A 15,347-nucleotide genomic window follows, 5' to 3' on the forward strand; every position below is an offset into this window, starting at 1 on the left:
CCCCGGATACCGGCTAGAAATGGCCGTAGCGGGCGCGAACATTGTCCGGCATGAATTCGGCCTTGCGCATCGGCACGTCGAACTGCGCCGGCGGGTCCTCGGCGAACAGACGATTGACGAAGTAACGGCCGTCCTTGAGGTCGTAGGTGATCACCGGTGCGCAGTTTGCCGTCTGCGCGTCGTACGCCGGAAGCAGGTGACCTTCCTGGAAGCGCCACAGCCGGCCGTCGTGATCCTCGTTCTCGACCAGCACCACGTTCCAGCTGTCTTCGTCGACGTAGAAGGTCCGGGTGCCGAAGCTGTGGCGCTTGCCGCCGCGCTCGGTCGCTTCGATCTGCCAGACGCGATGCAGTTCGTAGCGTGTGCCGGCGGGATTGAAGAACTTCGGCGTCAGCAGCTGCGCATATTTGTAGCGGCCGTCGCTGAGCCGGTAGCTGTTGTACGGAATGTACAGCTCGCGCTTGCCGACCAGCTTCCAGACATAGCGGTCGAACGCGCCGTTGTACATGTCGATCATGTCGAGAAACATCAGGCCTTCCGAGCCGGGGAACGGCTGGTCGTAACCCACCGGCGGCACGCGGAACATCTTCGGAATGCCCGGCGGGATGACCCAGATGCCGCGCGGCTGCTTCAGCGAATTGGCGGTTTCGTGCACGAGCGCGACGAAATCGATCTCGCTGCGCGTCTTGCCGAACCAGGTCAGGTAGTAAAGCAGGATGTTGTCGTCGGACAGATCGCTCGGATCGCGAGTGTTGCCGTAGCGGAACAGGATGCGTTCGGTCTGCTTCAGATACGTCGGCGCCTCGTCGTTCGGCCGCACCACGGCCTGTGTCGATTGCGTGACCAGGGTATTGCCGCGGTAGCGCGTGCGGTGATTCCACATGATCTCGACGCCGGACCGGGGCTGCGGAAACGGCACGCCGAGATGGGCCCCGATCAGCTCGTCGGACCCGGTCAGCCTGGCCTTGCCGACATTGGCGCGGCTGGCGTCGTAGATCGCCTGCGGATAAGCCACGCTGCGCCGGCTCGCATACACCGGCATGCGGTAGTCGGGATATTTCGCGAACAGCGCGAGATGGCCGGCACTGAGCCGGCTGCGGTACTGCGCCAGATTGTCATTGGTGATCGTGAACAGCGGCTTGTCGTTCGGATACGGATCGGCAAGCCGCTGCCCGACATGAAAATCCTTCGGCCACTGCACGCGCTGCAGACCACCGGTCCACGCCGGTATCGTGCCGTCGGCATTGCCGTTGGCATCGGCGCCGATCGGGGTCAGTTTGCCGCTGGCGACGGCCGCGACCGCCTGGCTCCCGCCGGCGCTGCCGAGCACGACCGTGTCGCCGCTGAGCCGGCCACTGAGCTGGACTTCACCCTCGTCGCGCTGGCCGCGCTCGCTCGCCGCCTGCAAGGCCTGCTCACGCGCCTTGCCGCTTTCCAGATAGTGAATCCATTCGCTGGCCGACGCGTGACCGTCTGCCAGCTTGTCGGCCTGCCGGAACGACGCCAGCGCCGCATCGATGTCGGCCTGCTGGTACTGCGCGAAGCCGAGCGCGAGCCAGGTCTTGCCGTTCGGTTTGCCGAGCTGCACCGCCTGCTGCAAGGCTTGCGCAGCGGCAGCGTATTCGTCGCGATCCATGTACAGCTGTGCGAGCTGCTGATACAGCGGCGCGCTGGGCGCGGTCTTCACCAGTGCCTGCAGAGCCGGCAGCGCGAGACTGTCCTCACGCGCCGCCAGCCACAGCTGCGCGAGCAGCTTGCGATTGGCCTGATCGTCCGCCACTTCCTTGCGATCGATCAGCGACTGCAGCAGCGAGCCCGCCTCGAACGGCGCGCCAATCTGCGCGGTCAAGGTCACCAGCCGCAGGCGATCCTCGGCGCTGGTGAGGAAGCCGAGTCGATTGGCGAGTTCCATGACCGCGGCAGCGCGCGCCTTGTCGCCGAACTTGAGCTGCAGCGCCGCCAGCCGCAGCCAGTCTTCGCGATGGCTCGGGTCCTGCTTGAGCAACTGCTCGAGCAATGGCAGCGCGTCGTGCTCGTGGCCGCTGCCGATGTAGGCTGCCGCCAGTGCGCGGCGCCAGCTGATGTCGGCACCCGGTTTGTCGGCGCCGGCCTTCTGCAACAGCGACAGCGCATCCTGATAGCGCTTCTGGCCAAGATAGACCGAAGCCAGCGCCGCCAGCATCTGCGGCGAGGCCTGACCGCTCTTGACCTGCGCTTCGAGCCGCGGCTGCATCTTCTTCAGATCGCCACTGGCCATGTACAGCTGGGCCAGATCATCCTTCATCTGCGCCGCCGCCGGCCCCGACAGCGCGTTCTGCGCCAGCGCCTGCTCCAGGTATTGCGTCGCCTTGGCGTAGTCGTGCTTCTGCACAGCCTGCGCGGCAAGATCCCGCAACAGCAGCGCCTTGCCGTAAGGGTCGGTCGTGATGCGCAGCAGCTGTTGCGGGTCTTCCTGCTTTTCCGGCTGCGTCGGCGTTTCGACGATGCGTTGTTCGCTGCGATACTGGTCGGCGAGTGCCGGCATCGTCAGCAGCAGCCCCAGCGCCGCGAGCGCCGCATGCATCGGCAGGCGCATCGTCATTGCTTCCAGTTGTAGACGCAGTCTTCCGGATTCATCTCGACGCGCTGCTTGACCTCGCGCGCGTGATCGCCGGAATCGTAGATCCAGTTCGAGATGCTTTCGATCGCCGCAGCTTCGAACACGCCGCGTGGACTGGCGTCGACCAGCTTGACGTCGCTGACGTGACCGCTCGGCAGGACAGTGAACACGACTTCGACCCAGCCGCGGATTTTCTGCTTGCAGGCCCAGTCCGGCATCTGCGGACGCGCCGTCGACAACGGCACCAGCGGCTTGCCCTTGAAACCCTGACCCGTGCCGTTGCCGCCCCCACCACCACCGGCGCCACCGCCGGCGCCGCGGCCGGCAAATCCGGCAAAGCCGCTGGCACCGGTCAGGCTCAGGCCACTTGCACCCAGCGTGACCGGCACCGAAATGGGTCCGGCATCGAGCGGTGCGGTGGCCATCGCCGACGACAGCGACGGCAGATCCGGCCGCGTCAGTGCCGGCGGTGCATCCGGTGGCGGCGCCGGCGCATTGGCCAGCTGCTGATCCTGTGTCTCGTCGTGCGGTGGTGGTGGCGTTACGACCTCGACGTTGTCGAGCGCGCGTACACCGCCACCGTGGATCTTCGGCTGTATCAGTTGATACATCCACCAGAACAGCAGCAGCGCCACCGCCAGCCCGAGCAGCGGCGGCACCACGAAGCGCGACCAGCGCGCGTCAGCGGATGCGACGAGACTCGCGCGCATCGCGGCGGTCATCCTTCATGGCGAGGTCTGCGGCGTCGCGGCGATCGCGACATTCTTGAAGCCAGCCAGACGGGCCTGGTCCATCGCCTCCACCACCAGACCGGCACGCGCATCGCGATCGGCCTGCACGATGACCGCCGCATTCGGATTTTCCTGGCGACGTTTCTGCAGGTGCGCGCGCAAGGCGCGAATGTCGACGCGCTGGCCGTCGCTCCAGACCTCGCCGTTCGGTGCGATCGCGACCAGCACGTTCGCGCGCTCCTGCTTGACCGCAGTGCTCGCCGACGGCCGGTTGATGTGAATGCCGGCCTCGGAAACGAAGGTGTTGGTGATGATGAAGAAGATCAGCAGATTGAGCACGAAATCGAGCATCGGTGCGAGATCGATGCCGGTTTCCTCGGGCGGATGCGTGTGGCGGCGGGTGCGCATGGGGGCCTCGTCAGAATTCCAGGAGATCGCCGAAGCTTTCCGTCTCGCGCTCGACGCGAGCCTGGAAGCGGCTCAGGAAAAACATGCCGCTGACGCTGACGACCAGGCCGGACAGCGTCGCGATCATCGCGTGCGAAACGCCATAGGCCATGGTGCGCGCATCGGCGCTGCCGCTGATCATCATGCCGTCGAACACTTCGAGCATGCCGGTGACGGTGCCGAGCAGACCGAGCAAGGGCGCGATCGGCACCGTGACGCGAAGCAGCGGTAAAGGCGCGTCCATCGCGACCCGCACCTGCGACACCAGCATCGCGCGAATCTGTCGCGCGCTCCAGGACCGATGATCGTCACGCGCACGCCATTGCGCATGCAGCGCCGCACGCTGCGCCGGAAAGATGCGGTGGAAGTACCACCAGCGTTCGGCGATCAACGTCCACATGATCAGCGCCGTGGCGAAGATCCACGGCAGTACCCAGCCGCCGGCACCGATCAGCGCCGACACCGAGCTGAACGGACGCAGCAGCAGATCAAGCACCGCGTGCATCGCCCTCGCCCGTGCCCGATTCGATATGACGCGCGAGCAGGCCGGCACTCTGCTCGTCGAGGATCTGCACGAGCACGCGCGAACGCGCCGACAGGATGGCGTTGACGAACAGCATCGGCACCGCGACGCCGAGGCCGAGCACGGTAGTGATCATGGCCTGCGAAATACCGCCGGCCATCAGTCGCGGATCGCCGGCGCCCTGCTCCTGGATCACCTGGAAGGTGATGATCATGCCGGTCACCGTGCCGACCAGACCGAGCAGCGGACCGGCGGCGATGATCAGTCGCAGCAGTGGCTGGAAACGTTCGAGCGCCGGAATCTCGCGCAGAATCGCTTCCGACAGGCGCAGCTCCAGGACTTCGGCATCGCCGATGCCCTGCGCCGGATCGCCGCGAAACGCCGCGAGCACCCGGCCGAGCGGATTGTCGTCGCGCGGCCGGCCGATGTCCGCCAGTTGCACACGCACGCCGCGCCCGACGCGCAGCAGATAGACCAGCTGGTAGATCGCCATCAGTGCGCCGATGGTGCCGATGACGATGATCACGTAGGCGATCACGCCGCCCTGCGCAATGCGTTCGCGCAGATTCGGCCGCAGCGCCTCCTGCACCAGCAGCGTGCCGTGCGACGGATCGATCATCGCCGCATGCAGTCCGTCCGTGGCCTCGCCGAAATCGTCGGCCAGCGCACGCCAGTGATGCGCAGGCTGACGCGTCAGCTCGACCAGCGCCAGCGCCTCCGGATCGAATACCAGGTAGCGATTGCCGGTGAACGCGCTGAAGCTGCCGATGCGCACGACCTCCTGTTCGCTGCGCACACCGTCGGTATCGACGACCGGCGCCTTGAAGCGCACGACCTTGCCGCTTTCCGTGAGCTCCTGCTGCAGCGCGTACCAGAAGCGTTCGAGATCGGCGACCGGCGGGTAGCCGTCATTGTCGGCAAGTGCGTCGATGGTCTTCAGGCGCTCCGGCGCCTGCGCGCTGATCAGCGATTCGCTGGCGACCGCGCGGAAGGCGCCCGCCGCTTCCTTGACGGCGCCCTGCACCTGCAGGTAGTCGCCGGCGTGCGCCTGGATCTGTGCTTTCAGATCGGCGATCGTCTTCTGGTTGGCGGCGAAGTTCGCACGCACCGCATCGGCCTTGTTCTTCGCCGCAGCCTGCGCGGCCTCGGCCTGCGCGACCAGCGCCGCCTGCTGGTTCTTGTCGCTGAGGAAGCGCTGCTCGCGCGCCTGATTGAGCCTGGCGTCCTGGCCGGCGGCGTCCTGGACCTGCTTGAGCAGTGCATCGAGTCCGACCGGTTCGGCAGCGGACGCGAACGCCGGCACACAGCACAACAGCAGCGCCGCAAGATGACGACGGTTCATGGCGTGCTCCCGGCCGCGGCCGCAACCGGCAGTTCGAGCAGGTTCACGGCCGTCATTTCGCGCGCCATCTTCAGACCGTCGCGAATCGACGAGGCGGCGCCGCGCGACAAGGCGTCCCACCTGCCGGTCTGCGGATTCCAGATGCGTGGATCGCTGCCGTCCGGCGCCAGCGCATAGAGGGCAACACGGCCGACACGCAGGACATCCATGGTGTTGCCGGCCACATCGATGCGCTCGACCCCGAGCGTGCGGCCGTAGTCGACCTCGATCTGGTAGGCCTCGAGGATGCGACGGAATTTCTCGCCGGCGTTGACCTGCGGATCACCGAGCGCCTGCTTGAGATTCTCGATGCGTTCGTGACGCTCGTCATGCAGGAACGGCAGATCGAGCGCGACGAATTTGTCGAGACTGTCGGTCATGCGCAGCATCAGCGGCATCAGATCCTCGCCGGCACGATCGAGATCGGCAAGCTGCTGGCGCAGGCTGGCGATCTGCGCGGTCTGCTGGGCCAGCAGCTCGTTGAGCTGCTGCGCGTAGACATTCAGCTGCTGCGTCTGCCAGCTTGCCGCACGGTAACGCTCCAGCAGTGCCCGTGTCTGATCATCGAGCTGATCGACACGCTGTTGCGACTCGACGCTCGCCTGCTGCGCGCGCTGCGTGGTGTCGAGCGATTTCGACAGCGCATCGTTCTGCGCCTGCGCACGGGGCGCGGCGAGACTCGACACGATGATCGCGGCCAGCGCGAGGCGTCTGCTCATCGCTGCGCTCACGAGGTCTGCGCCGCACGTTCGACTCTTTGCTCGAACGGGCGCAGCCAGCCGCAGATCGCGTGCATCATTTCTTCCGTCTCCTCGTCATCTATGACCCAGTGTCCGCGCTCGGCGTAGTGGCGTTGCGTGGCCTGCGGATAGCGTCGCGCCAGCTTGCGCACCACGCTCGCCGGCGTCAGCCGGTCCTTGCCGCAGCTTACGATGTAGACCGGACACTGCACCTTGGCCGCATCGACCGCAGCGGCGCGCGCAAAATCCAGTGGCCACATGCCGATCTCGAAAGCCGCGCGGCCGGATTCATGCACGAGACTCTCGTACAGCGCGCGATGGCGGTCGATCGGCACGCCGTTGAACGCGAAGCGCTGCGCATGCGCAAAGCCCGGCTTGTGCGCGTTGCGCCAGAACAATCCGCTGAACATCCACGGCGCAAACGCGGCGATGACGGTCGGCGTCAGTACGTTGATGCCACGCGGCGCGGCCGGCGTCAGCAGCACCAGAGCCAGCGGCTTGATCCGCGCTGCGAGTTGCTGCGCCAGCAAGCCGCCCATCGAATGGCCGATCAGGATCGGCGGCTTCTGATAGTGCCGCGCCGCGATCTGCCGCTCGAGGTCGGCGGCGTAATCGCGCAGACCGAGGCGGCGCACCTGCAGCGGCTGATCGGTGGAATCGTCATGCGCGAGCAGCGACGGTGCGAAACAGTCGTAGCCGCGCGGCGCCAGGATGCCGGCGACGCGTTTCCAGCTCGCTGCCGTGCACCACATGCCGTGAATCATGACGACGGGATAAGCCATGCCGCGTTCCCCAATGGTCTTTGTGCGGGTCTTGCGGCGCTAATCTAGACGCTCGCCCGCCACGCACTCAATCGACATCGATTTCGCAACAACCAGACCCGACTTTGGCGCAGACGCGATGTGCCGGCCTCGTCGGAGTGAAGGAGAAACCCGGCGTCAGCCGGAAAAATCCGCGGAACCGAGAATCGACGGGCAACAAAAAAGGCGCCGCAAGGGCACCTTCGTTGTTCATCTGTGGCGGAGCGGACGGGACTCGAACCCGCGACCCCCGGCGTGACAGGCCGGTATTCTAACCAACTGAACTACCGCTCCACTTCAAACTCTTTGGTGGGTGCTGAGGGGCTCGAACCCCCGACCTACGCCGTGTAAAGGCGACGCTCTACCGACTGAGCTAAGCACCCGGTTGGGGTTTGCCCGGTCAAGCAACCTACCGTTGGAAGACCGCTACTTTATCAGGTCCTTGAGGGCCTTGCCAGCTTTAAATGCCGGCGTCTTGCTCGCCTTGATCTTGATCGTCGCACCGGTCTTCGGATTGCGGCCGGCGCGTGCCGAACGCTCGCGCACCAGGAAGGTACCGAAGCCGACGAGCGAAACCTTGTCCTTCTTCTTGAGCGCCTTGCCGACGACTTCAAAGAAGGCGTCGACCGCACGGCCGGCGTCGGCCTTCGACAGATCGGCCTTGTCGGCGAGCGCGTTGATCAGTTCAGTCTTGTTCATGTGAATACATCCCCTCGGAAAAGAAATGGTGGCCGAAGCCGAGTAGAGGCCCGCTTGTGTAATTGCGGCATTCCCGCGTGTCGACGATCAATGCGGCGCTCGTCACGGCAAGCGCGAGTCGCGAGGTAGAGCGGGTTGCGGCGCTTTATATCAAGCGGGTTTTCGAGCGTCAACACAGTTGCGCACTCGTTTCGCGAGGGCGACGACTGCTTCGCAGTTCGCAGGAAAAATCAAGCCCCGAAGCTCGTTTCGCACAAGACGATCGCGATATCGATTCCGTTCGTCTGCAACATCACACCGTTCAGTGGCGGCGAGCCAAAGGCGGACAAGCACGCGCCCATGATTTCGTCACAATTGCACGATCGACGACGCGCCGTATCGCGCGAATTGCTTTGCTACACTCATCAGCCCGACCGGATTCAAGCAGCCGATGCCGACAACTCGAGGCCGCCACAAGGCCCTAGGCGCAAGCCTTGTACTTTTGTTGAGCTTGCCCGCCGTGGCCGCCACGCCGGACATGGGCGAGCGCGCCATCAAGCTCGATCAGACCGTCCAGGCACTGAAGGACGAAGTGCTCGAATTCAACAGCGAGGCGTCGTCTGCCGAAGTGGATGCCGTACTGCCCGCCTATGACCGCCTGAATGTCTATCTCAGCGTCAAGGCCGGCGGTCTGCTGCTGCAGGATGTGACGGTCAAGCTCGACGATCACGCGCCGGAGGTCTATCACTACGACGAATTCGATTCGCGCGCGATTCTCGGCAAAGAGGCACTGCAGCGCCTGATCCGGGTGTCCGCCGACCCTGGCCCGCACCGCCTGCACGTCAGCTTCCACGGCAAGTTCGCCGACGCCAAGGACAGCGATCCGCCGCTGGGCGATCAGTACGACGTGACCATCGACAAACCCGCCTATGCCACCGACGTCGAATTCATCATCGCCAGGGAAAGCCGCTTCGGCGGCAAACCGAAATTGACGATGAAGCAGTGGAGGTCGGCACGATGAAAGCGCGCCTCGCCCTCGCCCTCGTCACCGCACTGCTGCCGCTGGCTGCGAGCGCGGTCGAAACCTATGAACCCGGCAGTGCCGACGATCCGCAGGTTCGCCTCGCGCGCTTCCTCGACGACGACAAGCGTCATTTCTCGGCGATCGTCGAATTGCAGCAGATCGCCGGCAAGACCGATCCGCTGAAGATGCCCGCCGAATACCAGTGGCGGCTGGCCGACAACTATCTGGGTTTCGGCATGCGTGATCGTGCCGAGGAGATCTATCGCAACCTCGCGACGATCGCGCCGGACCCGAAACGCATCGGTCAGGCCAATCTGCAGCTTGCCGAATTCGATTACGAACGCGGCTACACCGCGGAAGCGCGCGCCACGCTGTATCGCATGCGCGAAAAGCTGCCGCCGGAACTGATGCCCGACTGGCAGGATCTGCTCGGTCGCGTGCTGATGGCGGAAGGCCGCTATGGCGAAGCCGCCGATGCCCTGCTCAAGGACGGCGACAAGCAGTCCGCCTTCACGCGTTACAACCTCGGCATCGCGCTGCTCAACGATGGCCGCACCGTGCAGGGCCAGACGGTACTCGACAACGTCGGCACCATGCGCCCGCAGACCAGCGAGGAACTCGCGCTGCGCGACCGCGCGAATCTGACGCTGGGCTGGCAATTCCTGCAGACGCAGCAGGGCGGCACCGCCAAGCCGGTATTCAGCCGCGTGCGCGTCGAGGGGCCATTCTCGAATCGTGCCCTGCTCGGCCTCGGTTGGGCCCAGCTCGCACCGCAGGGCTCGCGCATCCAGAAGGCCGATACGCCGGACGCCGACAGCAACAATCCGAAGAACCGGGTGCTGACGACATTGTCGACGCTCGGTGTGCTGATTCGTCCGGGCTATCTCGACCAGGACGTCTTCGATCGCGCGGGCCTGCATTCGTTCCGCCTGCGCAACAGCGATCCGGAAACCGAAGCGGCGCTGCGTCGCGCGCTGGTACCGTGGATCGAGCTGACCAAGCGCGACCCCATGGACCCGGCCGTCGAGGAAGCGTGGCTGGCGATCCCTTACACGCTCGACAAGCTCGACGCCCACACCCAGGCCTTGCAGTACTACGAGAAGGCGGTCGACATCCTCGAAAACGCGCGTTCGCGGATGAACGAGGCGATGGCGTCGATCAAGCAGGGCCGCATGGTCGAGACCATCGTCCGTCGCGACCTCGACTCGGAAGCGGGCTGGGACTGGAAACTGCACGATCTGCCGGACGCACCGGAGACCTACTTCCTGCAGAACCTGCTCGCCGAGCATCGCTTCCAGGAAGCACTGAAGAATTACCGTGACCTGCGCATGCTCTCGCGCAATATCGAAGCCTGGCGCGTACGCCTCGATGGCATCGCACACGACTACAGCACCACCGAACGCCCGGCGGGCGATGCCGACGTGCTGATCAAGCGCGCGCTCAGCGACGCCACGCCACCCTACCCGGACGTCAAGGCAACGCTGCGCTTCGACTCGCATCTGGCGGCGCCGGGCGCTTACAACGACAAGCTTTCGACCGGCAATCCGCCGCTGCCGGCGCTGGCGCTGGCGGCCGCGCCCGCACGTTTCGACGGCCCATATGAACGCACACTGGCGCTGCAGGCGCGGGTCGGCAATCTTCGCGAACAACTGACGGCCGCCGGCGCCGACCAGGCGCAGCTGCTGCAGGACATGTCGATGCACGAACTCGAAGGTCAGCGCCAGCAGATCGAGCGCTACCTGATCGAGGCACGTTTCGCGCTGGCGCGTCTTTACGATCGACAGAAGCAGGGCGACCAATAGCCGTGACCGAGCCGATGACCCCCAAATCGCATACGCGCGCCAGCTTCCCGACTACGCTCGCGCTCGCCGCCATCGCGCAAGCCGTGCTGGCGATGTCCGCCTGCACCCCGCAGGTCGTCAAGGATTCGGCGCCGCCGATCCGCGCGACGATCGGCAAGGAAAAGGCACCGGCACCGGACGTACTGCCGATCATCAAGTCCGAAGACATCGCCCCCGACCCGCAGAAGGCGGCCGACAATTATCGCGAACTGCTCAAGCTCAAGCCGGATGCCGAAACGCGCGACGAGTCGACGCGCCGGCTCGCCGACCTTCAGGTGCAGATGGCCGACGCCGACGGCGCCACGCCGGAATCGGAAAAGGCCGTACACGAATCGATCAGTCTCTACAAAGGACTGCTCAAGGAGCATCCGGACGATCCCAAGAACGCCCGCATCTATTACCAGCTGGCGCGCGCCCAGCAGAATGTCGGCGAGCCGGACGCGGCGATCGACACGCTGAAGGAGCTGACCGATCGCCAGCCGGATTCGCAGATTGCCGGCGATGCGCATTTCCGTCGCGCCGAACTGCTGTTCATCCGCACCCGCTACGCCGAAGCCGAGACCGAATACCACACGGTGATGGCGCTCAAGGACGCGACACCGTTCTTCGAGCAGGCGCAGTACAAGTACGGCTGGTCGCAGTACAAGCAAGCCAAGTACGAAGAGGCCATCAGCACCTTCTGCGACATCCTTGACCGCGAGCTGCCGCCCGGTCAGACCACCGATCCGGAAGCCGCGATCAACGGCGTCAGCAAGGGCAAACTGGATCTCGCCAAGGACTCGCTGCGCGTCATCACGCTGTCGCTGACCACCCTCGGCGGTGGTCCGGCGCTGAACGACTACCTGGCCAAGCACGGCGATCCGCGCTTCTATCCGCTGCTGTACGTCGCGCTCGGCGACGCGATGCTGGACAAGAATCGCTACACCGACGCCGCCAACGCCAGCGCCGCATTCATCACACGCTATCCAGGCTCGCCGCTGGCCCCGACCTTCCAGACCCGCGTGATCGCCGCCTACCAGGCCGGCGGCTTCGACGATCTGGTGCTCAAGGAGAAGGAGCGCTACGTCGCCAGCTACGATCCTTCGGCCCCGTACTGGAACGGCCAGCCGGCAACACCGGAAGTGATGACCGCACTGCGCGGCCATCTCGAAGACATCGCCAAGTTCTATCACGCCGGCGCCCAGCAACAGTTGCGCGACGCCAAGACGCCGCCGGCGACACCACCGGCCGGCTTCCTGACGGCTGCCAAGAGCTACCGCCGCATCATCGAGCTGTTCCCGCAGGACCCGAAACTGCCGGACATCAATTTCCTGCTCGGCGATGCTCTGCTCGACGGCGGCCACACGCTGGAAGCCGCGCAGGAATACAGCAAGACGGCCTACGGTTATCGACCGCACATCAAGGCTCCGGAAGCCGCGTACGCGGCCGTGCTTGCATACCAGAAGTACGCCAAGGAAGTGCCGGCCGAACAACGTCCGCAGGCGCTCAAGCTGGCGATCGACGAAAGCCTCAAGCTCGCCGACACCTATCCGGCACACGTGCAGCGCAATGCGGTACTGACTCAGACCGCCGAAGACCTGTTCGAGCTCAAGGACCACGAACGTGCGATCACGGTCGCCGACCGCGTCATCAAGGCCACCGGCAATGTCACGCCGGAACAGCAGCGTCTGGCCTGGAGCGTGACCGGCGATTCGCAATTCGCCCTCGCCCGTTATCCGCAGGCCGAAACCGCGTTCGCCGAAGAACTGAAGCGCACGCCGGCCAACACGCCGCAGAGCGCCGAAGTCACCGAGCAGCTGGCGGCGGCAATCTACAAGCAGGGCGAAGCCGCACGCACGGCCGGCGACATGAAGACCGCCGCGCAGCAGTTCCTGCGCGTCGGTCAGGTCACGCCGACCGCGAAGATCCGCGCGACCGCCGACTACGACGGCGCCGCCGCGCTGATCGCCCAGCAGGACTGGCCGCAGGCGGCACGCGTGCTGGAGAACTTCCGCAGCCTGTTCCCGGACAATCCGCTGATCGCCGATGTCGACAAGAAACTCGCCGTCGCCTACCAGAAGGACAACAAGCCGCAGCAGGCGGCGCAGGCCTACGCCCGCATCGCGCGGCGCACGAGCGAGGACACGCCGACTCGCGAGCAGGCCGCCTGGCTGACGGCAACGCTGTACGAGGAAGCCAAGTCGCCGGCCGATGCCGGCAGCGCGTACGACTACTACGTGAAGAACTTCCCGGGCACGTTCGACCGCAACGTCGAGGCCCGCAGCAAGCTGGTCGACTACGCCCGCAGCAGCGGCAACGGCGATGCGCTGAACAGCGCGCTGCGCGAGCAGATTGCCGTCAACGACGGTGCCGGCGCGCAAGCCAGCGACCGCTCGCGCTCGCTGGCCGCCAAGGCCAGCCTCGAACTCGGCCGCATCGCGTCGCGCGACATGCAGGCGATCGCGCTGAGCGCACCGATCGAAAAGAGCCTGCCGAAACGCAAGCAGAGCATGGAGCAGGCCCTGAACTGGTTCGACAAGGCCGCCGGCTACGGCTATGCCGACGTCACGACCGCCGCCACCTTCGAGACCGGTGCGGTATACCAGAGCTTCGGACGCGCCCTGCTCGACTCGGAGCGGCCGAAAAAGCTGTCGGCGCTGGAGCTCGAACAGTACAACCTGCTGCTCGAAGAACAGGCCGAACCGTTCGAGGAAAAGGCGATCAAGACCTACGAGAACAACCTGCGCCGCATCAACCAGGGCATCTACGACGAGTGGGTCGCCAAGAGCGCCGCCCAGCTTGCCGTGCTGGCACCGGCCCAGTACGCGAAGCGCGAACAGGGACAGGATCGTTATGAAACGCTCAATTAAGCTCCGGACGATGCGCGCTGCGCGCGTCGCGCTGGCCTTGCTGCCGCTGCTGATCGCGGCCTGCGGCGGCGAGCCGGTGCGTCCGGAAAATCCCGCCAGCACGCGGCCGGCGGCGCCCGCAGTCAAACCACCCGATCACGGCGATCCGCAGGCGCGCTTCGATGCCGCGCTGACGCAGATGAAGAACGGCGATGCGCAGGGTGCCGAAGATGCGTTCAAGGCCTTGACCGGCGATTTCCCGCAGTACGCGGGACCGTGGACCAACCTCGGCATTCTCGAAGCCAAGGCCAAGAAACGGGATGCGGCGATCGCCGCGTTCACGCGCGCTGCACAGATCGATCCGAACAATGTCGTCGCATTCAACTGGCTCGGCATACTCAACCGCGAGGCCGGCGACTACGCGCGCGCCAAGCTGGCGTACGAGAAGGGGCTGGCGGTGGCGCCCGACGATGCCCTGACCCGCCTCAACTACGCGATCCTGCTCGATGAGTACCTGAAACAGCCGCAGGCAGCGCTGGAGCAGTACAAGCAGTACCTGAGCACATCGAAGAAGGAAGATCTGCGGGTGACGGCCTGGGTTGCCGAACTCGAAGCCAGAACCAAGGTCACCACAGCGCCGCCGGCCGCCGCGGCCCCGTCCGGAACGACACCATGAAGTCCCGTCATTTTCTGCCCCTGCCCCTGATTCTCTGCGCGCTGAGCGCGACGGTGTCGGCGCAGGACGAGATGCCGGCGGTCGCCGGCCCGGACGCGGCCACCAAGGCGATCGTCGCGCGGCCTGACAACGGCATGGCGGCAGCCGACAAGCCCGGCACCACGATCTTCGGCGAACGTGAATCGCCGATCGGCCTGTACATCACGCCGTGGCGTGACGCCCACGCCGAGAAGGACATCGACCGTCCGGCGCGGCTCTTGCAGGAAAAAGCGGTACCGATCGACCGCACCGTTTTTGACCGTCAGGTGGAGTACTACGAAGTCCTGACGGCCGAGTTGAAGAAGAAGGGCATCATCACGCCCGAGAAGCGCTAGCGGAACGAGCAGCTCAACGACGAGCTGCCGACAATCTCAATTGGCAAGGCTTGACCACCGAGGACACGCAACATGGATTTCTTCGTCACCATCCTCCACTTCTTCCAGAAGGGCGGTTTCATGATGTACCCGATCGCGATCGTGCTGGCGCTCAGCGTCGCGATCGCCATCGAACGCTGGCTGTTCCTGAGCCGCGTCGAGAGTGAAAACCGCAAGATCTGGAGCGAAGCAGCACCGCTGCTCGCCAACGGCGACATCGCCACCGTCGAACAGCTGGCGTCCGGCTCCGACACCGCAGTCGGTCGCATCCTGTCGGCCGGCGCCGCGCAGGCCAAGGTCGACCGGCATCGCAACGAGGTCGAAACCGCGACCGAAGAGGCGCTGATGGAAGTGCTGCCGGCCGTCGAGCGCCGCACGCACTACCTGGCGACGTTCTCGAACATGTCGACCCTGCTCGGCCTGCTCGGCACCGTGATCGGCCTGATCGCCGCGTTTGCCGCCCTCGGCAACGCCGATCCGACCGAGAAGGCCGACCTGCTGTCGCGCGGCATCTCCGAGGCCATGAACTGCACGGCCTTCGGCCTGATGGTCGCGATTCCGACGCTGATCGTGCATGCCTGGCTGCAGGCCAAGACCACCGAGCTGATCGACAGCCTCGAGGCCGCCTGCACCAAGTTCGTCAGCGCAGCCGCGCGCAAGTAATCC

At 65.4% G+C, this 15,347-nt stretch carries 14 protein-coding genes and 2 tRNA genes; 6 read left to right on the forward strand and 10 right to left on the reverse strand.

The features are described from left to right. Nucleotides 1-13 precede the first annotated feature (13 nt). From G7Y85_RS02905 to G7Y85_RS02950, 10 genes are all read right to left on the reverse strand, one after another. Nucleotides 14-2,575 (reverse strand): DUF1329 domain-containing protein, encoded by a 2,562-nt coding sequence (locus tag G7Y85_RS02905; protein ID WP_241695925.1) that lies wholly within the window; start codon nucleotides 2,573-2,575, stop codon nucleotides 14-16. A gap of 2 nt (nucleotides 2,576-2,577) precedes the next feature. Further along, entirely contained in the window at nucleotides 2,578-3,309 is a 732-nt protein-coding gene (locus G7Y85_RS02910) for an energy transducer TonB (protein ID WP_166251382.1), read from the reverse strand. A 15-nt stretch (nucleotides 3,310-3,324) separates the two neighbouring features. After that, nucleotides 3,325-3,738: an ExbD/TolR family protein gene (locus G7Y85_RS02915; protein ID WP_166251385.1), complete on the reverse strand. Its 414-nt coding sequence runs from the start codon at nucleotides 3,736-3,738 to the stop codon at nucleotides 3,325-3,327. A 10-nt stretch (nucleotides 3,739-3,748) separates the two neighbouring features. Continuing rightward, nucleotides 3,749-4,282, reverse strand: coding sequence for a MotA/TolQ/ExbB proton channel family protein (locus G7Y85_RS02920; protein WP_166251388.1), 534 nt, complete (start codon nucleotides 4,280-4,282; stop codon nucleotides 3,749-3,751). Next, nucleotides 4,266-5,642 carry a MotA/TolQ/ExbB proton channel family protein gene (locus tag G7Y85_RS02925; protein WP_166251391.1) on the reverse strand — a complete coding sequence of 459 codons (1,377 nt, stop codon included), beginning with the start codon at nucleotides 5,640-5,642 and terminating at the stop codon, nucleotides 4,266-4,268. The genes G7Y85_RS02920 and G7Y85_RS02925 overlap by 17 nt, the downstream gene beginning before the upstream one ends. Continuing rightward, a complete protein-coding gene (locus G7Y85_RS02930; protein WP_166251394.1) occupies nucleotides 5,639-6,400 on the reverse strand; it encodes a DUF3450 domain-containing protein in 762 nt (253 codons plus the stop codon). Before G7Y85_RS02930 ends, G7Y85_RS02925 begins: the two co-directional genes overlap by 4 nt. A gap of 8 nt (nucleotides 6,401-6,408) precedes the next feature. After that, nucleotides 6,409-7,203, reverse strand: coding sequence for an alpha/beta hydrolase (locus G7Y85_RS02935; protein WP_166251397.1), 795 nt, complete (start codon nucleotides 7,201-7,203; stop codon nucleotides 6,409-6,411). Between the two features lie 235 nt (nucleotides 7,204-7,438). Continuing rightward, nucleotides 7,439-7,515 (reverse strand) — tRNA-Asp (locus G7Y85_RS02940). Between the two features lie 13 nt (nucleotides 7,516-7,528). Then, a tRNA-Val gene (locus G7Y85_RS02945) sits at nucleotides 7,529-7,604 on the reverse strand. Nucleotides 7,605-7,647: 43 nt separating this feature from the next. Next, complete coding sequence (locus G7Y85_RS02950) at nucleotides 7,648-7,920, reverse strand: HU family DNA-binding protein (RefSeq protein ID WP_166251400.1); 273 nt, start codon at nucleotides 7,918-7,920, stop codon at nucleotides 7,648-7,650. Nucleotides 7,921-8,419: 499 nt separating this feature from the next. On the opposite strand from G7Y85_RS02950, the gene G7Y85_RS02955 reads away from it, so the two are divergent. From G7Y85_RS02955 to G7Y85_RS02980, 6 genes are all read left to right on the forward strand, one after another. After that, nucleotides 8,420-8,920 carry a hypothetical protein gene (locus G7Y85_RS02955; RefSeq protein WP_166251403.1) on the forward strand — a complete coding sequence of 167 codons (501 nt, stop codon included), beginning with the start codon at nucleotides 8,420-8,422 and terminating at the stop codon, nucleotides 8,918-8,920. Beyond that, nucleotides 8,917-10,725, forward strand: coding sequence for a tetratricopeptide repeat protein (locus tag G7Y85_RS02960; protein WP_166251406.1), 1,809 nt, complete (start codon nucleotides 8,917-8,919; stop codon nucleotides 10,723-10,725). The genes G7Y85_RS02955 and G7Y85_RS02960 overlap by 4 nt, the downstream gene beginning before the upstream one ends. 14 nt (nucleotides 10,726-10,739) lie before the next feature. Further along, entirely contained in the window at nucleotides 10,740-13,613 is a 2,874-nt protein-coding gene (locus tag G7Y85_RS02965; protein ID WP_166251409.1) for a tetratricopeptide repeat protein, read from the forward strand. Further along, complete coding sequence (locus G7Y85_RS02970) at nucleotides 13,597-14,268, forward strand: tetratricopeptide repeat protein (RefSeq protein ID WP_241695926.1); 672 nt, start codon at nucleotides 13,597-13,599, stop codon at nucleotides 14,266-14,268. The genes G7Y85_RS02965 and G7Y85_RS02970 overlap by 17 nt, the downstream gene beginning before the upstream one ends. Continuing rightward, the gene (locus tag G7Y85_RS02975; RefSeq protein ID WP_166251412.1) at nucleotides 14,265-14,642 is read left to right on the forward strand and encodes a hypothetical protein; all 378 of its coding nucleotides are present in this window, start codon (nucleotides 14,265-14,267) and stop codon (nucleotides 14,640-14,642) included. The genes G7Y85_RS02970 and G7Y85_RS02975 overlap by 4 nt, the downstream gene beginning before the upstream one ends. 72 nt (nucleotides 14,643-14,714) lie before the next feature. Further along, the gene (locus tag G7Y85_RS02980) at nucleotides 14,715-15,344 is read left to right on the forward strand and encodes a MotA/TolQ/ExbB proton channel family protein (RefSeq protein WP_166251415.1); all 630 of its coding nucleotides are present in this window, start codon (nucleotides 14,715-14,717) and stop codon (nucleotides 15,342-15,344) included. The last annotated feature ends 3 nt before the right edge of the window (nucleotides 15,345-15,347 follow it).

The organism is Solimonas terrae (assembly GCF_011067135.1).
GTDB lineage: Bacteria > Pseudomonadota > Gammaproteobacteria > Nevskiales > Nevskiaceae > Solimonas > Solimonas terrae.